Raw genomic sequence first — 16,768 nt, 5'->3', positions numbered from 1 at the left:
CAGGATAAAGGTTTTTTGCCGTTTTACTAAAAGCTTTTAAGAGTTTTTAGACACTATAAAAGGAGGGGTTTGTTATGGCCCATGTAAATTTAAGCCTACAGGTGATACCAAGGGTTCCAGATGAAAGGATCTATCCAGTTGTTGACACAGTAATTCATATGATTCAGCAAACAGGATTGAAGTATGAGGTGGGACCAATGGAAACAACTATTGAAGGAGAGCTAGATGAACTTTTGGGAATTGTGAAAAAGGCTCAAGAACTATGTGTTAAAGAGGGTGCCACAAGAGTATTATCTGTTGTTAAAATAGATTACAAGCCAGAGGGCGTGACGATGGATGAAAAGATTAAGAAATACAGGTAATTCTCCATACACTTTTAGTATACTTAACATCGATCTATTGCCTGTAGTATTTACTACTTTTCTTATTCTACTTTGGGAAGTAATTACTAGGTTGGACTTAGTGGATCCCTTCATTTTACCAGCACCTTCTAAGGTGATACATACCTTAGTCGTCACTTTTCCTTTAATGGGGCAGCATATGATGGCTACGGTATTTGAAGCAGTAGTAGGCTTTTGCATTGCTATTTTAGCAGGTATCCTTATTGCTATCATGATGGATAAGGTGAGGGTGCTGAAACGGATTTTTTATCCTCTACTGATTACCTCGCAAACTGTACCAATAATTACTTTAGCACCGCTGTTTGCCATGTGGTTTGGTTTCGGATATCTACCTAAAATTGTCATTGTGGTGCTGGTCTGCTTTTTTCCTATTACCATTAGTCTCTTAAAGGGGTTAGAGTCAGTGGATAAGGATTTGTTGAATCTATTGAAATCCATGGGGGCAAGCAGCTGGGATATTTATAAAATTGTAAAGCTGCCGGCAGCTCTTCCCAGCTTTTTTTCAGGATTAAAGATTTCAGGTACCTATAGCATCATGGCGGCAGTGATTGGAGAATGGGTAGGAGGTAGAAGAGGATTGGGTATCTATATGCTTCGGGTGAAGAATTCCTTTGCTACTGATAGGGTTTTTGCTGCAATCCTTGTGATTGTTCTATTAAGTATCGGTGTCTTAAAGTTCATTGGATTTATAGAAAGCAAAGCTATGCCATGGAATAAAGAAATATATGGACTAAAAAAGGAGGAAGAATAAAATGAAGAAGTTTTTTACAATATGTATCGTGTTAACTTTAATAATGACAAGCTTAGTTGGATGTAGTATAGGAACAGGTAAAGAAGCAAGGGAACCTTCTCAGCAGATGGAAAAGGTAACGGTAATTTTGGACTGGGTACCGAATACAAATCATACAGGAATGTATACTGCTATAGAACAAGGCTACTATGCAGAAGAAGGCCTAGCGGTTGAAATCATTCAGCCTGGTGAGAGTGGTAGTGCAGAGTTAATCGCAACAAAGCAAGGAGAGTTTGGCATTAGCTATCAGGAACAGGTGGCTTATGCAAGAACAGCAGAAAACCCATTGCCAGTAAAGGCAATCGCAGCTATTATTCAACATAATACTTCAGGTTTTGCATCTCCAGTGAATAAGGAAATCCTTTCTCCAAAAGATTTTGAAGGTAAAAAATATGGTGGATGGGGTTCACCTATGGAAGAAGCCATATTAAAGGCATTGATGGATAAAGAGGGGGGAGATTTTTCTAAGCTAGAAATGGTCGACATAGGAGTAATTGACTTCTTTACCAGTGTAGAAAATCATGTGGATTTCACATGGATTTATTATGGATGGGATGGAGTAGCAGCTGAATTAAGAGATTTTGGCTTGAACTTTATTTTACTTCAGGATATCCAAGAAGCCCTTGATTTCTATACGCCTGTGATCATAGCCCATGATGAACTTTTAGAAAGCAACCCTCAGCTGGCAGAAAGATTTTTAAGAGCTACAACAAAAGGCTATCAATATGCTATGGAAAACCCAGAGGGAGCTGCAGCAGACCTGCTGAAATGGGTACCGGAGTTAGATGAAGAAATGGTAATAGCCAGTCAAAAATACTTAGCAGCACAGTACCAAGCAGAGGCAAAAAGATGGGGTGAAATGAAGGCAGAAGTATGGGAAAGATATAGTGAATGGATGTATCAACAGGGGTTATTGAGGGAAGCTTTAAAAACAGAAGATGCCTTTACAAACGAATTCTTACCTCAGTAGGTATCCATATGAAAAAACTAGAGATTATTGATGTAACTAAATACTTTGATGAATTGTACACTTTAGAAAACATTTCCCTAACCCTTGAGGAAAACCAAATTGTCTCAATTATAGGGCCTAGTGGCAGTGGCAAGAGCACTTTATTTAATATTGTTGCTGGTATAGAAAAGGCAGATCATGGAAAAATTTTGATAGAAGGAAATGACTATACAGGGAAAACCGGCAGAGTAAGTTACATGCACCAGAAAGATCTTCTTTTACCATGGAAGACGATTTTAGACAATGCTTCCATTCCTTTGATGATTAAAGGAATAGATAAGAAGGTAGCAAGACAACAGGCTGCCCCTTATTTTTCTCTCTTTGGGCTAGAGGGCTTTGAAAATCATTATCCACATCAGCTTTCTGGTGGTATGAGACAAAGAGCGGCATTGTTGAGAACCTACCTTTTTGCAAAGGACATTATGCTATTGGATGAACCCTTTGGTGGATTGGATGCCATTACAAAAAGAAAGATGCAGCAATGGCTGTTAAGCGTGCTGAAAAATTTGAAGGCCTCTATACTGTTTATCACCCATGATATTGATGAAGCCCTCTTTCTATCGGATAAAATTTATGTTTTGTCGGAACGACCAGCGAGGATAAAAGCGATATTTGATATTGGTATTCCTAGACCTAGAGACAACAGCACATTTACCTGTGAAGAATTTGTAAGCTTAAAAGAAAAAATATTAAATTTACTTTAGGAGGGTGTTTTGATGGCTATTTTTGATGATAAGGCAGTTGATTATGATGTTCTCCAATATCTGTGGCTGTAAAGCTTTATAAAAAGTGAAATGGTGGTCTCTACATGAAGACCACCATTTTTTATACATTTTTTCAAAGCTTCTTAACACCAGAAAGATCTTCCGCCAAACAATACAACTAATATCAAGAAGAAGAATAATAAGCTATCACCGCTTATACCTAGTGCTTTAGAGCACTTACAGAAGATAATTACTAGTAGTAGGAAAAAGAATAATAGGCTACTTTGACCTCCAAAAATACCACCAGTAGCAGTCATGATTGTTCACCCCCTTAAGATAAATAGCAATTTACTTATCTTTTACTTTATAATATGTAGTTAGTAGCAGTAAGGTGCTAAAATGAGACTTAATTCAGCGAGGATTTTTTACCTCTTCTCAATTGTAGCCAAGTTATTTCATGTATGCTTAATCTTTTGCTTGAATAAACGGAAGTCATAGCAATACACCGAAGGATAAATTTAAAAATATATTGTTTGCAAGAGGAGGAAAGATTGTATAATATAGAGGGAAGAAGAAAAGCTAAAGGGTGAAGAGAATGAAGAATTATAAAAAATTCCTTTATGTATTATCAGGACTAGCATTATCCTTTGTTCTATTGCTTACTGCGGTAGAAATGGTTACCTTTGATATGAACCATTATGCAAGGGAATACGAGAAACATGATATAATGGTGGTTACTGGTATGGATAAGGAAAATTTACAGCATGTCACCAAAGAACTGCTATCCTATTTAAGGGATGATAGAGAGGACCTTAATATAAGGGCAGTAGTAAAGGGTGAGGAAAGAGAAGTATTTGGAGAACGGGAAAAGCTTCATATGATAGACGTAAAGGAATTGTTTGTTGGAGGAAGATGGATAAGAAACATAAGTCTTTTCCTATTAGGAGGGCTCCTCATCTTTTTTGTTGCCCAAGATAAGCTTTGGAGAAGAGGTATATCAAAGACGCTTATGTATACAGCTATGGCGAATATCGATTTGATTATTATCTTATTTTTATTAATGTATTTCAATTTCACTAAATACTTTGATTACTTTCACTATATCTTCTTTGATAATGACTTATGGGTACTGGATCCTAACGCAGATATTATGATTCAGATGCTTCCAGAGGCATTTTTCTACAATACAGCAGTGAAGATAGCAGTTATTTATATAGGATTTATTATGATACTAGGGGTAACGGGTTTTTGGAGGTATAGAAAGAACAAAAATTATAATGAATAAAATTATAATCAATAAGATTACAATTAATAAAAACATAATTTTTAAAAGGCAAATCCAATAAATGTAAAAGCTTTATTGGATTTGCCTTTTTTACCTGATTATTTATTCTCATCTAGTTTATGTAATAGGGATAAAAATATATTCTCATGTTCTATTTCAATTTTAGCAACTCTTGCAAAAAATTCTGCAATCTCATCGAATCCCTCTTGTCGAGCTACCCTTTCAAACTCTTTATACATCGTATCACCCTCATAGTGTTCACTATAGGCAGATAGTTTGAGGTTAGACTGAGTATCCTTTAAACTATCTAAAAAGCTAAATATTGTTTTAGCATGTTCTCTTTCTTGAGTGGATATTACCTCAAAAACCGCTGCTATATTTTCATGACCTTCTTGCTTAGCAATTTCAGCAAAAAAGGAATACTTATTTCTAGTTTGGCTTTCACCAGCAAAGGCTGCCCAAAGATTCTCCTGAGTTTTTGTTCCCCTTAATGACATAATCATAATACCTCCTACCGTATAATTGACAATGCAATGATTTCATTGTAACACAATTAAAGAGAAAACAAAATGAGAAACAGTGAACTTGATTCAGTAAACTGAAACATTGAGGAATCCGGTGGGGGTTTATACCCCCAAGATAATCTCTTCTGTGACTTTTACTACTGTTTGCGCTACAAATACACCAAAAAGGCAGCTACCTTCTTTAGCGGCAATGATAAAACAGTAGAAATTTAGACTTCTACTGTTTTATCGTATTGTTAATAAATAGGTAAAAAAAAGCCGATACTAAAATTTGTTAGGTTTTTTATGTTCTTCTCCTTTCTTTTTAAAATAGGTGCAGCTTTTATTGCTTAATTCTGACGCTGAAGTGACGTGAGTTAAGGTACATACACCTTCATTTTCATACACACATGGATGATTACAGAATATTGTTATCAAAAAGCCACCTCCTTAATACTATTCTGTTATAACTAATAGGAAATTATGTACTTTATAAAACTGTAGATAAGCCATAATTTTTGTTATCGGTTTTAAGATAAGCAGATGACCATAAGTAGATGACCAAAATCTATGATTTTGAGTCAGTCACTTATACACAGTGCAATCTATGATTTTGAGTCAGTCACTTATACACAGTGCAATCTATGATTTTGAGTCAGTCACTTAGTTGTTTCACCTAAAGTCATCTTTCAAACTCTCTGGCAGAAGACATTGAAATTATTGTTAGATAAGGAAATTTTCAAGAGGTGATAAAATGTTTTTTGAAGATTACAAGAAAACTGGGTTGATCTATCATGTTGCCCATATTACAGATTTGAAAAAAATCTTAACAGAAGGAATGAATTATGATGATAAAGCTAGTTACAAAAAGCATTATCATTCCTTTCATAGGTTTATTGACAAATATCAGACCAACAATATTCCTCCATGGGTGGTAAGGGAAAAAGCTATTTTCGCTACGATGAATTATAAAAATAATCCCTGTTTTCATTCCCATACAGCGGTATTAGCATTAAAGGTAGATATTACTAAATGTTGGGTAGCTAATGAGAACAAAGCAAATCAAATCTATGAACCCTTTATACTAAGAGAAACAGAGAATTTCGCAAAGGCAGAAAACTATTTGAATATCACAGGAAGAGATTTGATCCTAGAGTATTGGAAAACTTCCTTAAGTTTTCAGGAAAACTTAAGATATAGAAGGGACCTAGAGGAAGGCTATGATGGGGAGGTAATGATTTTTCATAGTATCCCCCCGGAGGACATTGAACTGATGTACTTGGTCTCCGATCATCGAGTGCTGACAGTGGAGGCGTGGCAGAAGATATTTTGTGTATAAGCTATTCTAAATATGATATAATACCATTAGTAATAGACGGAGGGGGATTTGGCGTGAAGATTGGAAAAGTTCCTACAGAAATATTAGAAGAAGTCATATTTAAAAATATTAGACATAGAAGGTCGGAGGTTCTGGTGAGACCAGGGATAGGAGAAGACTGTGCGGTGGTTGACTTTGGAGACAAAGTATGTGTTATGAGCACCGATCCCATTACTGGAGCAGTGAAAGATATAGGGAGCCTGAGTATACATATTTCATGTAATGACGTTGCTTCTAATGGGGTAGAACCTGTGGGAGTAATGATGACAATATTAGCACCAGTAGGTACTACTAAAGAAGATCTTGATTATGTCATGAGGGAGGCTAATAAGGCAGCGGCTTCCATCAATGTAGAAATTATAGGAGGGCATTCTGAAATAACCGATGCTGTTAATAGAATGGTGATCACCACTACAGCCGTTGGAATTCAAAGTAAGGTTAGTATGGTAACTTCAGAGGGTGCTAAGATAGGAGATACAGTAATTATGACAAAACATGCAGGCTTAGAGGGAACTGCCATTATTGCAGGTGATTTAGAGGATACTTTGAAGGGAAAAGTATCACAGGAGATTATTGAAGCTGCTAAAGACTTTGCGGATAAGATTAGTGTAGTAAAAGAAGGGATTTTGGCGGGTAAAGTTGGTGTAAATAGTATGCATGATGTTACTGAAGGAGGACTATTAGGAGCCCTTTGGGAGTTGGCAGAGGCATCAGGGGTAGGTATTGAAGTCTATGAAGATAAAATACCAGTCAGAGAAGAGACATTAGAGATCTGTAATGCACTATCTATCAATCCTTTACGACTGATCTCTAGTGGCGTGATGGTGTTGGCAGTATCAGAAGATAAAAAGAAACAACTGATGGAGGCATTTAGGCAACAGAAAATTGAGGCTGCTGAAATAGGAAGAATTGTAGAAAAGGATAGGATAATTTTCGTTGGAAATGAAAGAAAAGTATTACAAGCGCCTGAAGTTGATGAATTGTATAAGGTTATTTAAAATAGGCGAAAAGCCTATTTTTTATGGATATATTAATAAAAGTAATCTACAGGTAGGTAAATGCAAGGGATTTTATAGATTTATTATTAATTACAATGATATCAGCAATAAAAATTATAATCTAGAGAATACAGGAAAATGTTACATTCTTTACATTTTTATGACAAAAGCCTACGTTTCTTGACTTTGTGTTTGCACCAATGATATAAATAGTGATAGGAAAACTATTTAAACTATGGGTAGGACAATGTAAGCGTTTAGATGATTGACTTAGCCCTACATGAAATATATGACTGGGGGACAAATATATGAAAAAAATTATCTCGATCCTATTAGTATTTATCATGCTGTTACCATCTTTTGCTGTTGCCAATCCCAATAACGAAATTGCGGAGATGGAAATGGACGGTAAAACTATAAACTTTAACACAATACAATTAGGAGTGCAGGGGAAATTGACTTCTACTGATGTACCAGCAGTGATACATGATGGCAGAGCGTTGGTACCCATTCATATCATTAAGGATATGGATATAAAGGTGGAATGGACGGAGGCTACCCGAGAAGTCTCTATCATAACAACAGATAAGACAATAGTTATGAAAATTGATAGCCCTATAGCTATAATAAACGGAGAAGCAAAACGGCTACCTAGTGATGTACCTCCCAAAATTATCACCTATAGAAATACAGGGAGAACTATGGTACCTATTGCTTTTCTAAGAGAACTAGGCTTGATAGTAAATTGGGATGAACATACAAGAACTGTGTCGGTAGAAGCACCTAAAGATGTTATTGTTGGTATTACTGAGTCCCCTATTTCTGTAAAGGAAGTAAAAGATATCACTGTTGGTATTGAGGGATCTAACTCAGAGATTCGGATTTATACAGGTGAAAAAATAAATTTTACAAAACTTCAATTAACAGATCCAGATAGATTAGTAGTAGACTTTGAGAATACTAAATTTAATTTAAATAACAAAAGTCAGCTGCTTTCAAATAACACCCTACAGTTAGAGATTCATGCTAATGGGATTAGAAGCGTGAGAGCATCTCAGTTTAAAGTGGACCCCTTTGTAACAAGAGTTGCTGTAGAACTGGAGGAAATGAAATCCTATGAGATTTTTTATGATGAAAGCACTAAGGATATGGTTATTCAATTAGAAGGGTATGAGGGAATAGATAAAATAGATAAAATAGATAAAATAGATAAAATAGATAAAATAGATAAAATAGATAAAATAGATGAAGATGATGTAGATGAAGGATTTAATTACAGGGAAATTACTAGAAGTTCCACAAGGCTGGAGTTAAGCGGCAGTGATATTACCCAATATGATTTTGCAGTTAGTGATTATGGAAGAACACTGCATATTATTACATCAAAAGACTACATAGAACTTCCAATAATGAACATAGAAATCAATGATTTGTTGCTGGAGTCAATAAATATCGGAGAAGATTTAGATGGAGATTATTATCATATTGAAATAAGATTAAAAGAAAACGTAAATTATCAGGGACTTTCTCCAAGTAATACAAAAAACTATTTTATAGAATTCACCATAGGAAATAATCACCTTGTTTCAAAGGAAGGTGTCTTAATTGTAATCGACGCTGGCCATGGGGGAACGGACCCTGGTACGACATCCTCCATTAACGGACTTGTGGAAAAGGATATTGTATTAGATATATCACAACGATTAAATAAGCTGTTGGTGGAGGCAGGATACAATACTTATGAGACAAGGACAGCTGATACTACTGTAGCTTTATTGGCTAGAGCAGAAATAGCAAACCAATTAAATGCAGATTTGTTTATCAGCATTCATGCCAATTCTGCTGATAGGCAGGATTCAGCAACCAAAAAGATCATACTAAATCCAATACCCTATGGTGTTGAAAACTATTATCACCCAAGTGAAGAGAATTTAAGTAAACACAGCAATAGTATGGAACTGGCTAAAATTCTTCAAAAAGAAATGGTAGAGGCAATGGGAACCTATGATAGAGGTGTTAAAACAGCAAATTACGCTGTCTTAAGAGAGGCCAAAATGGCATCAGTATTAAGTGAAATAGGGTTTCTCTCAAATCCAGAAGAGGCAGCAAAATTAAAGACAACAGAGTATAGGCAGGTGGTGGCGGAAGCCATTTATCAATCAATCATAAAATATTTTCAAAAAGTTTCCTAAAGACTGAAGATAAGATCAACTTTTAAAGAGGATGTCAAATGACATTCTCTTTCATTTATTTGATAAAATTCTTTTGTCTTTAAATGATTAAATAAATTAATAGTATTGTTACAAAAATTTATCTATTTTACATCTTTATGACAAATCCTCACATCTGTTGACATAATTCTTTAAACAGTGATATAACATAAGTATAGATACATTTAAACAAGAGATGAATTTTAAAATCGGGGGACAAACACATGAAAAAAGTAATCTCAATTCTTTTAATACTGATGATTTTATCAACTTCCTTTGCATCTGCTAATACCAATGCTACTGTAAGGATGGTAATGGACGGTAGAACAATGGATTTTCAAACAGTACAGCTAAAAGTAGATGACAAAGCCGTTGCTACTGATGTGCCGTCTGTAATACATGGAAGTAGAACATTAGTACCTATTCATGTTATTAGAAACATGGGAATAACTGTTGAGTGGAAGGATGCTACTCGAGAGGTTACAATAAAAACTAATGATAAAACAGTTGTTATGAAAATCGACAGTCCTATAGCTACGATGAACGGAGAAGCTATACGGCTGCCTAGTGATGTACCACCTAAGATTATTACCTATCAAAATAGTGGAAGAACAATGGTTCCCATCGCTTTTTTAAGAGAAATAGGACTTATTGTAAACTGGAATGAAAGTACAAGAACAGTATCTATAGAAAAAGATGAGCCTAGCGAACCTATAGTAACGGATCCTGTTGTTACAAAGGCAGTAAAGGATGTTGTAGCTAGCTTTGAGACCGGTGCCCCTGAAATCCGTATCAAAACTGGTGAAGAATTAGCTTATACAGAACTTAAGTTAGATGGTCCAGCTAGATTAGTACTTGATTTTCAAGATACCAAGTTTGACTTCACAAATAAAGGTAAGTTGCAATCGAACGGGACTTTGCAGTTTAATGTAAATAGCTCGGGTATAAACAGTGTGAGAGCATCTCAGTTTAAAGCAGATCCTTTCGTAACAAGAGTCACAGTAGAATTAGATGAAATGATGCCGTATCAAATATATTATGATAAAAATGCAGGTGATATGGTTATTCAACTGGAACATAATACAGAGAAAGCCTTTCAGTATTGGGCGACATCCAAAACAGCTTCAAAGTTAGCTTTTAGAAGTAACGAGACAACTGAATTTGATTTTTCAGTTAGTGATTTTGGAAGAACATTGAATGTTTCTGTATATAAAGCCTATATAGAACTGCCAATATTGAATTTAGATATTGATGATCCTTTGTTGGAAACTATCAATATTGAGGAAAGCCAAAATGGTGATATATATCATATTGAAATACGATTAAAAGAAGATATAAATTATCAGACAAACTCACCAGCGGGTGCGGGTACAAAGGAATTTATTATAGAATTTACCACCAAACAAAACAATAGTATTCCATTGATCGTTATAGACCCAGGTCACGGAGGTACAGACCCAGGAGCCACATCCCCTATTAACAGTTTAATGGAAAAACATGTTGTTTTGGATATATCTCAAAAGCTAAACAAACTTTTAACAGATGCAGGATTTAGAACCTATATGACTAGAACAGCAGATAATGCCATTACATTAGCGGATAGAGCAGGAGTGGCAAATCAATTACAGGGGGATCTGTTTGTAAGTGTCCATGCTAATGCCGCTGCTAGTAGTAGTGCCAATGGGATTGAAAATCTCTACTATCCTAGTGAAAATAATTCTAATGACGCCAGAGATAATAAAAAATTGGCACAGGTCTTTCAAAAGGAAATGGTAAGGATGTTAGGAGCTCATAGCCGAGGGATTGTTCCAAGGGAGCAGCTATATGTCATAAGAGAGACAAAGATGCCAGCGGTGTTGACTGAAGTTGGATTCTTAACAAATCCAGAGGAAGCAGCAAAGCTAGCGACACCTGAATATAGACAATTGGTGGCAGAATCTATTTATCAATCAATTTTAAAGTATTTTGAAGAGATAAAATAGTAATAATACTAAGGGCAGAGGAATATCCTCTGTCCTTTTAGCCTGTTGAAAAGCCCCATCTTCTTCGGCGTTTCGAAAAACTAGTACCCTTACGTATTGCTTATATGTTGTGTTTGCCGCCTTTTCTCGTCCATGGAATCTAAGATCTTTTGAACCGGTTAGAGATTATTGATTTTTTTAATAACGTTAAGAGAAATCAGGATTGAATTTTTTCTGCGATTATTATAAAGTAAAAAGAGAATATATCTTTAGGAGGATAATTATGGAACTGATATTAGGCTACTTGTTCATTTTTTTGGCCAAGGTTTCTGACGTTACGCTGGCAACCATTAGAATGATTATGGTGGTGAAGGGAAGGCGGGTACAAGCAGCACTTATAGGATTCGTTGAAATTATTATCTATATATTGGCTATAGGGAAAGTATTAACAGAGCTAGATAATCCTATAAACGTCATTGCCTATGCCCTAGGGTTTGCATCAGGTAATTACATGGGGATTTTTGTAGAGGAAAAGATGGCGTTAGGAAGCATTATCGTACAGGTAATTTCTCAAGGAAATTCTATGAAGCTAGTAGAGAAATTTAGAGATGAAGGCTTTGGCGTGACGGTAGTAGAAGGTTATGGAAGAGAAGGTATGCAGCACCTCCTAAATATTATGATGCAAAGAAAAAACCTAAGCAAGTTATATCAAATTTTAGATGAGCATGACAAAAAAGCATTTGTCACTATTACCGATGCTAGAGCAATCAAAGGAGGGTACTTCGTCCGCTCTAAAAGAAGATAATTTCCCCTTCGGTGTATTGCTAAAACTCCCGCTTTTTTATTAAGCGGTAGTTCAAGCACTACATCCTCGAAATAGACTCGGCTACAATTCAGTGGGATGAAAAACTCCCCCTGAATTAAGTCTCGTTTTATGAATAGTATTGTACCCTTAATAATATAATGTTAAAAAGAACATGTATTATATTGTTGAGGGGGGGATGGGAAGCAATGAAGCGTTATAAACTGGTGATCATTGTCATAGTACTATGCTTGATGGTTGTATTATCAGGCTGTGAAAATCCACTTGCTAAATTAGTAGGTGAAAAAGAAGCCTCCGATACATCTTATGTAAGCTATTTAATCGATAATGAAGGCTTTGTAGATGTAGAAGATGAAGGATTAAGAAAAACAGTACTTTATTATAGAGATGAAAAGGGATTTGTTATTCCTGTTATGAGAAGAATACCATGGGAAGAAGGTATTGCCAAATCGGCAGTAGGCCAATTGGTTGATAGACCAGTGGTAAGGGAAGATTTATCCACCATCGGGTTATTGCCAGTGCTACCAGCAGGGACAGAAATTATTGGCATGTCCATCAATGAAGGACTATGCAAAGTAGACTTTAGTAATGAACTATTATCTTACAGCAGCGAATTAGAAGAAAAATCCATCGTTCAAGCAGTTATATATACTCTAACAGAATTTGAGACGATAGATCAAGTTCAAATTATGGTAGAGGGTGACATTATGAATAAACTTACATATGGTACAAAAATTGGAGAACCGTTAGAAAGAGCTAATATTAATTTAGCTTATGAGTTATCTCAAGAAAACATACCAGTAGTTGTTTACTATAAAGGGACTACCAATGGGGAAGAAACCTTCTTTGTTCCTGTAACAAAAGGAACAAATGCTATGAAGGTTGATATCAAATCAGCATTAGTGGCACTATTGGAGGGAGCCCCAGATGACAGTGGGCTTTATAGTGAGATACCCTTTGGTGCTACTATTAATGATGTTTATGTAAAGGAAGGAGTTGCTTATATAGATTTCTCTGAAGAAATCAAGCATATGCCGGAGAGTCCAGTTCATCAGCAATCCTTGGTATATGAACTAGGCTTAACCTTAAGAGAGATAGAACCAACTATAGCACAAATAAGAATTTTATCTAATGGCACAGAGGTCCAATTAAGTAGTGATATAAGTCTTAACCTTCCACAATTTTCTAATGAATTCTAAGCCTTTAAGAGTCAAGTCGAGATGATTCCAATAAGAATTTTCTCGACTTTTTTTCTTATTTTTAAAGTTCACTTTTTCCCAAATAATATTGAAAAGTTTAGGGAAAACTTTCATAGGAAAAGAAAAGTATGATACAATACAACATAGGGAAATACATACAATGACAATTTTTTTAAAAAGATAAAATATATAGTAGTAAAACTAAAGTACATATAGAGAGGAAGATATGTTTTGAGTAGAATAGATGGAAGAAATCATGATGAATTAAGGCCAGTGAAATTTACTAGAAATTATACGAAGCAGGCTCAAGGTTCTGTATTAATTGAAATGGGAGATACAAAGGTGATTTGCACTGCTATGATAGAGGACAAGGTACCACCTTTTTTGAAAAACACAGGGAAAGGTTGGATTACTGCAGAATACTCTATGTTACCCAGCTCCACCCAGAGCCGTAAAATCAGAGAATCATCTAGAGGGAAAATTGATGGTAGAACCCAGGAAATTCAAAGACTTATTGGAAGAGCCTTACGATCAATTGTGGATTTAGATACGATGGGAGAAAAAACCATATGGATTGATTGTGATGTAATTCAAGCAGATGGAGGAACAAGAACTGCTTCAATCACAGGAGCTTTTGTAGCATTAGTAGACGCCGTTAATATATTGATGGAAAACGGAACATTACAAAAGTGGCCTTTAAAGAGCTTTGTATCGGCAGTAAGTGTCGGTATAGTGGATGGCAAACCTTTACTAGATCTGCGTTACGAAGAAGATTCTAAGGCAAAGGTAGATATGAACATTGTGATGACAGACCAAGGAGAATTTATAGAAGTACAGGGTACTGGTGAGGAGGCTCCTTTTTCTAAGAATGATTTAATGGAGCTGCTGGCATTAGGGGAAAAAGGAAATGCTGAACTAATAAAGATGCAAAAACTAGTATTAGGTGAACTTGCTGATAAGCTACAAAATATTCGTGAGGAATAATGGAGGAAAAAATGAAAAGTAATATTGCTGTTATTGCTACGGGTAATGCCCATAAGATGCAGGAAATCGGAGAGATATTGAAGGATTTTCAATTAGAAATAAAATCTATGAAGGATGTTAGCTTAGATGGGTTAGAGATTATAGAGGATGGAAGCACCTTCGAAGAAAATGCTCTAATAAAGGCTAAGACTGTTATGGAAAGAACAGGGTATATGACGATTGCAGATGATTCAGGTTTAGAGGTGGAATATTTAGATAGTCAGCCAGGGGTGTATTCTGCTAGATTTGCTGGGGAACAGGCTACTGATGAAGAAAACAACCATAAGCTTCTAAACCTCCTAAAAGACGTGCCACTTGAGGGAAGAAGAGCTCGTTTCGTGTGTGTGATTGCTGTTGTTATGTCAAATGGAGAAAGGTTTACTGTCAGAGGGGAAGTCTATGGTGTCATTGGATTTGAACCAAAAGGACAAGCTGGTTTTGGCTACGATCCTTTGTTTATGCCAAGATGTTATGATGGCTTAAGCTTTGCAGAGATAGGGCTAGAGGAAAAAAATAAAATAAGCCATCGAGCCAATGCTTTAGAAAAGATGAAAAAAGAACTTAGTATGAGATTGAGGAGTGAATAAATTGAAGGTAGTGGTGCTGGGAGATAGTCATAGAGATACTTCAAGTATTGATATGATTGGAGATGTTCTAAAAGAAGCAGAATTAGTAATACATAATGGAGATAATTATAAGGATTTAGTATACATCCAGGATCACTATAATCCAAATGCTATAGGCGTTAGAGGCAACTGTGATTTAGAGGAGAGTGTGGCAGAGGAGAGGTTAGAGATAATAGAAGACAAACGAGTTTTTATAACTCATGGACATCGATACGGTGTAAAATATGGTTTGAGTGGTATTTTTTATAAGGGAAAAGAGTTGAAGGCCGATCTTGTGATATTTGGACATAGTCATATGCCAGTAAATTTAATAGAAGACGGCATGGTGCTCTTAAACCCAGGGAGTGTTAGCCTTCCAAGGGGTAACTCCACTAGAAGTTTTGCTAGTCTAGAGATTAAAGATAGTATTAATGTAGAAATAATAGAGTTAAAGTAAAGGCATAAGTTTACATAAAAGAAAAGAAAATCGAAAAAAATGAAAGAATTTTAATGAATGGTTAAGTATAATTTTGATATCTAAGGGAAATCCTTTATAAAGACAAAAATATATTATTGACTTCTGATATAAATCTATGTATACTATAACTTGTGCTTCAGAAAACTATACAGTGAAAGAAGCAATATTGTTGACCTTTCCTACAAAACATGTTATAATAATGAAATGTCGAAAAGGCAAATGAATATGCGGGTGTAGTTCAATGGTAGAACTTCAGCCTTCCAAGCTGACCGCGAGGGTTCGATTCCCTTCACCCGCTCCACTTTATTCTGTACCCATAGCTCAGCTGGATAGAGCATCGCCCTTCTAAGGCGAGTGTCCGGGGTTCGAATCCCTGTGGGTACGCCATATATATGGTGGGTGTAGTCAAGTGGTTAAGACACAGGATTGTGGCTCCTGCATTCGTGGGTTCGAATCCCATCATCCACCCCAGATAATGGGATATAGCCAAGTCGGTAAGGCAACGGACTTTGACTCCGTCATCCGCAGGTTCGAGTCCTGCTATCCCAGCCAAATAGAATATCTGAGGGAGTTATATCCCTCCTTATACGCGGAAGTGGCTCAGTGGTAGAGCATCGCCTTGCCAAGGCGAGGGTCGCGGGTTCGAGTCCCGTCTTCCGCTCCAATTAAATAATTGATGTTAAAAGTCTCACAGTTCATTTTGATTTAAATATCGCAATGAACTGTGAGACTTTTAGCTAAGTGACTACCATGTATCCATAGCTCAGCTGGATAGAGCATCACCCTTCTAAGGCGAGTGTCTGGGGCTCGAATCCTTGTGGGTATGCCATACATATAATTACAAAGACTTTGATTTTGTAGGATTACTACAGGTCAAGGTCTTTTTTGTTGTTTAAGAGAGTATAAATTAATGAATTACTTTAAAACTAATAACTAGAGGAGATTGAAGTAGTAAGAGATATCAATCTTATTTAAAACTATAGAACAAGAATAGTTTTTAAAGAAAAAATGTTTTGAAAAAACACAAAAAGGGATTTACCGAATACTAGAAGAGGATGTATAATATACCTATATTTATAACAATTTTTGGAATGTAATCCAGTATTTTGAAAAAAATAAAACTTCACAGATAGCCTTATCAAATAGAAAGTCTCTACAACAGAGAGAGTGATAGCATAATTGGAAATAATAGAATAAGAGTTTCTTGAACATGGTGTGCAATACTTTCACCGATAAAGGCAAACCATCCGAAAGGATGGGACGCAAAGCCAAAGGGCCTAATCGTAAGAATGGCAGCCGAGCTACCGAAGGGAGAGTTTTTATTTTACTAAACAGCTGAGGATTTGAGGCTTAGATTATTATAAAGGAGGTGGGGATTACCAACTGTGGTCGCAGTAGTAC

General features: G+C 35.9%; 16 protein-coding genes, 6 tRNA genes and 1 riboswitch. Of the genes, 20 read left to right on the top strand and 2 right to left on the bottom strand.

Going from position 1 to position 16,768, the window contains the following annotated elements:
• The first annotated feature begins 74 nt into the window (after positions 1–74).
• The 5 genes from CHB72_RS16345 to CHB72_RS16325 all read left to right on the top strand — a co-directional run bounded on the left by CHB72_RS16345 (position 75) and on the right by CHB72_RS16325 (position 4,189).
• Positions 75–362, top strand: a complete 288-nt coding sequence (locus tag CHB72_RS16345) for a thiamine-binding protein (RefSeq protein ID WP_089283945.1) — start codon at positions 75–77, stop codon at positions 360–362.
• A complete protein-coding gene (locus tag CHB72_RS16340) occupies positions 337–1,152 on the top strand; it encodes an ABC transporter permease (protein WP_089283944.1) in 816 nt (271 codons plus the stop codon). Before CHB72_RS16345 ends, CHB72_RS16340 begins: the two co-directional genes overlap by 26 nt.
• 1 nt (position 1,153) lies before the next feature.
• The gene (locus tag CHB72_RS16335; protein WP_089283943.1) at positions 1,154–2,161 is read left to right on the top strand and encodes an ABC transporter substrate-binding protein; all 1,008 of its coding nucleotides are present in this window, start codon (positions 1,154–1,156) and stop codon (positions 2,159–2,161) included.
• 8 nt (positions 2,162–2,169) lie between these two features.
• Positions 2,170–2,904, top strand: a complete 735-nt coding sequence (locus tag CHB72_RS16330) for an ABC transporter ATP-binding protein (protein ID WP_176431421.1) — start codon at positions 2,170–2,172, stop codon at positions 2,902–2,904.
• Between the two features lie 595 nt (positions 2,905–3,499).
• A complete protein-coding gene (locus CHB72_RS16325; protein ID WP_089283942.1) occupies positions 3,500–4,189 on the top strand; it encodes a TIGR01906 family membrane protein in 690 nt (229 codons plus the stop codon).
• A gap of 98 nt (positions 4,190–4,287) precedes the next feature.
• On the opposite strand, the gene CHB72_RS16320 is transcribed toward CHB72_RS16325, so the two are convergent.
• Positions 4,288–4,686 (bottom strand): rubrerythrin family protein, encoded by a 399-nt coding sequence (locus CHB72_RS16320; protein ID WP_207652586.1) that lies wholly within the window; start codon positions 4,684–4,686, stop codon positions 4,288–4,290.
• Positions 4,687–4,977: 291 nt separating this feature from the next.
• Positions 4,978–5,130, bottom strand: a complete 153-nt coding sequence (locus CHB72_RS26660) for a hypothetical protein (RefSeq protein ID WP_176431420.1) — start codon at positions 5,128–5,130, stop codon at positions 4,978–4,980.
• A 316-nt stretch (positions 5,131–5,446) separates the two neighbouring features.
• Between CHB72_RS26660 and CHB72_RS16315 the strand changes: the two genes are divergently transcribed.
• From CHB72_RS16315 to CHB72_RS16240, 15 genes are all read left to right on the top strand, one after another.
• Positions 5,447–6,031, top strand: a complete 585-nt coding sequence (locus tag CHB72_RS16315) for a hypothetical protein (protein ID WP_089283941.1) — start codon at positions 5,447–5,449, stop codon at positions 6,029–6,031.
• A gap of 53 nt (positions 6,032–6,084) precedes the next feature.
• A complete protein-coding gene (locus tag CHB72_RS16310) occupies positions 6,085–7,068 on the top strand; it encodes an AIR synthase family protein (RefSeq protein WP_089283980.1) in 984 nt (327 codons plus the stop codon).
• 308 nt (positions 7,069–7,376) lie between these two features.
• A complete protein-coding gene (locus tag CHB72_RS16300; protein WP_089283939.1) occupies positions 7,377–9,260 on the top strand; it encodes an N-acetylmuramoyl-L-alanine amidase in 1,884 nt (627 codons plus the stop codon).
• 242 nt (positions 9,261–9,502) lie between these two features.
• Positions 9,503–11,260 carry an N-acetylmuramoyl-L-alanine amidase gene (locus CHB72_RS16295; RefSeq protein WP_089283938.1) on the top strand — a complete coding sequence of 586 codons (1,758 nt, stop codon included), beginning with the start codon at positions 9,503–9,505 and terminating at the stop codon, positions 11,258–11,260.
• 262 nt (positions 11,261–11,522) lie between these two features.
• Positions 11,523–12,044, top strand: coding sequence for a DUF2179 domain-containing protein (locus tag CHB72_RS16290; protein ID WP_089283937.1), 522 nt, complete (start codon positions 11,523–11,525; stop codon positions 12,042–12,044).
• Between the two features lie 206 nt (positions 12,045–12,250).
• A complete protein-coding gene (locus CHB72_RS16285; RefSeq protein ID WP_089283936.1) occupies positions 12,251–13,261 on the top strand; it encodes a GerMN domain-containing protein in 1,011 nt (336 codons plus the stop codon).
• Between the two features lie 231 nt (positions 13,262–13,492).
• Positions 13,493–14,245 carry a ribonuclease PH gene (gene rph, locus CHB72_RS16280; protein ID WP_089283935.1) on the top strand — a complete coding sequence of 251 codons (753 nt, stop codon included), beginning with the start codon at positions 13,493–13,495 and terminating at the stop codon, positions 14,243–14,245.
• 11 nt (positions 14,246–14,256) lie between these two features.
• Positions 14,257–14,871: an XTP/dITP diphosphatase gene (locus CHB72_RS16275; RefSeq protein ID WP_089283934.1), complete on the top strand. Its 615-nt coding sequence runs from the start codon at positions 14,257–14,259 to the stop codon at positions 14,869–14,871.
• Positions 14,864–15,346, top strand: coding sequence for a YfcE family phosphodiesterase (locus tag CHB72_RS16270; RefSeq protein WP_242975163.1), 483 nt, complete (start codon positions 14,864–14,866; stop codon positions 15,344–15,346). Before CHB72_RS16275 ends, CHB72_RS16270 begins: the two co-directional genes overlap by 8 nt.
• Positions 15,347–15,594: 248 nt before the next feature.
• Positions 15,595–15,668 (top strand) — tRNA-Gly (locus tag CHB72_RS16265).
• Between the two features lie 9 nt (positions 15,669–15,677).
• Positions 15,678–15,754 (top strand) — tRNA-Arg (locus CHB72_RS16260).
• Between the two features lie 8 nt (positions 15,755–15,762).
• Positions 15,763–15,838, top strand: a tRNA-His gene (locus tag CHB72_RS16255).
• Positions 15,839–15,843: 5 nt separating this feature from the next.
• A tRNA-Gln gene (locus CHB72_RS16250) sits at positions 15,844–15,919 on the top strand.
• A gap of 37 nt (positions 15,920–15,956) precedes the next feature.
• Positions 15,957–16,031: transfer RNA gene (locus CHB72_RS16245), tRNA-Gly, on the top strand.
• An 88-nt stretch (positions 16,032–16,119) separates the two neighbouring features.
• Positions 16,120–16,196: transfer RNA gene (locus CHB72_RS16240), tRNA-Arg, on the top strand.
• Between the two features lie 398 nt (positions 16,197–16,594).
• A riboswitch (cyclic di-GMP riboswitch) is annotated at positions 16,595–16,676 on the top strand.
• Positions 16,677–16,768 lie beyond the last annotated feature (92 nt).

This window comes from Anaerovirgula multivorans, from assembly GCF_900188145.1.
Taxonomy (GTDB): Bacteria; Bacillota; Clostridia; order Peptostreptococcales; family Natronincolaceae; genus Anaerovirgula; species Anaerovirgula multivorans.
This window is presented reverse-complemented; position numbering and strand designations above follow the sequence as displayed.

Excerpts from the sequence above, each read along its gene's own strand:
- CHB72_RS16345 (WP_089283945.1), top strand. The coding sequence starts at position 75 with ATGGCCCATGTAAATTTAAGCCTACAGGTGATACCAAGGGTTCCAGAT.
- CHB72_RS16340 (WP_089283944.1), top strand. The coding sequence starts at position 337 with ATGAAAAGATTAAGAAATACAGGTAATTCTCCATACACTTTTAGTATA.
- CHB72_RS16335 (WP_089283943.1), top strand. The coding sequence starts at position 1,154 with ATGAAGAAGTTTTTTACAATATGTATCGTGTTAACTTTAATAATGACA.
- CHB72_RS16330 (WP_176431421.1), top strand. The coding sequence starts at position 2,170 with ATGAAAAAACTAGAGATTATTGATGTAACTAAATACTTTGATGAATTG.
- CHB72_RS16325 (WP_089283942.1), top strand. The coding sequence starts at position 3,500 with ATGAAGAATTATAAAAAATTCCTTTATGTATTATCAGGACTAGCATTA.
- CHB72_RS16320 (WP_207652586.1), bottom strand. The coding sequence starts at position 4,686 with ATGTCATTAAGGGGAACAAAAACTCAGGAGAATCTTTGGGCAGCCTTT.
- CHB72_RS16315 (WP_089283941.1), top strand. The coding sequence starts at position 5,447 with ATGTTTTTTGAAGATTACAAGAAAACTGGGTTGATCTATCATGTTGCC.
- CHB72_RS16300 (WP_089283939.1), top strand. The coding sequence starts at position 7,377 with ATGAAAAAAATTATCTCGATCCTATTAGTATTTATCATGCTGTTACCA.
- CHB72_RS16295 (WP_089283938.1), top strand. The coding sequence starts at position 9,503 with ATGAAAAAAGTAATCTCAATTCTTTTAATACTGATGATTTTATCAACT.
- CHB72_RS16290 (WP_089283937.1), top strand. The coding sequence starts at position 11,523 with ATGGAACTGATATTAGGCTACTTGTTCATTTTTTTGGCCAAGGTTTCT.
- CHB72_RS16285 (WP_089283936.1), top strand. The coding sequence starts at position 12,251 with ATGAAGCGTTATAAACTGGTGATCATTGTCATAGTACTATGCTTGATG.
- CHB72_RS16275 (WP_089283934.1), top strand. The coding sequence starts at position 14,257 with ATGAAAAGTAATATTGCTGTTATTGCTACGGGTAATGCCCATAAGATG.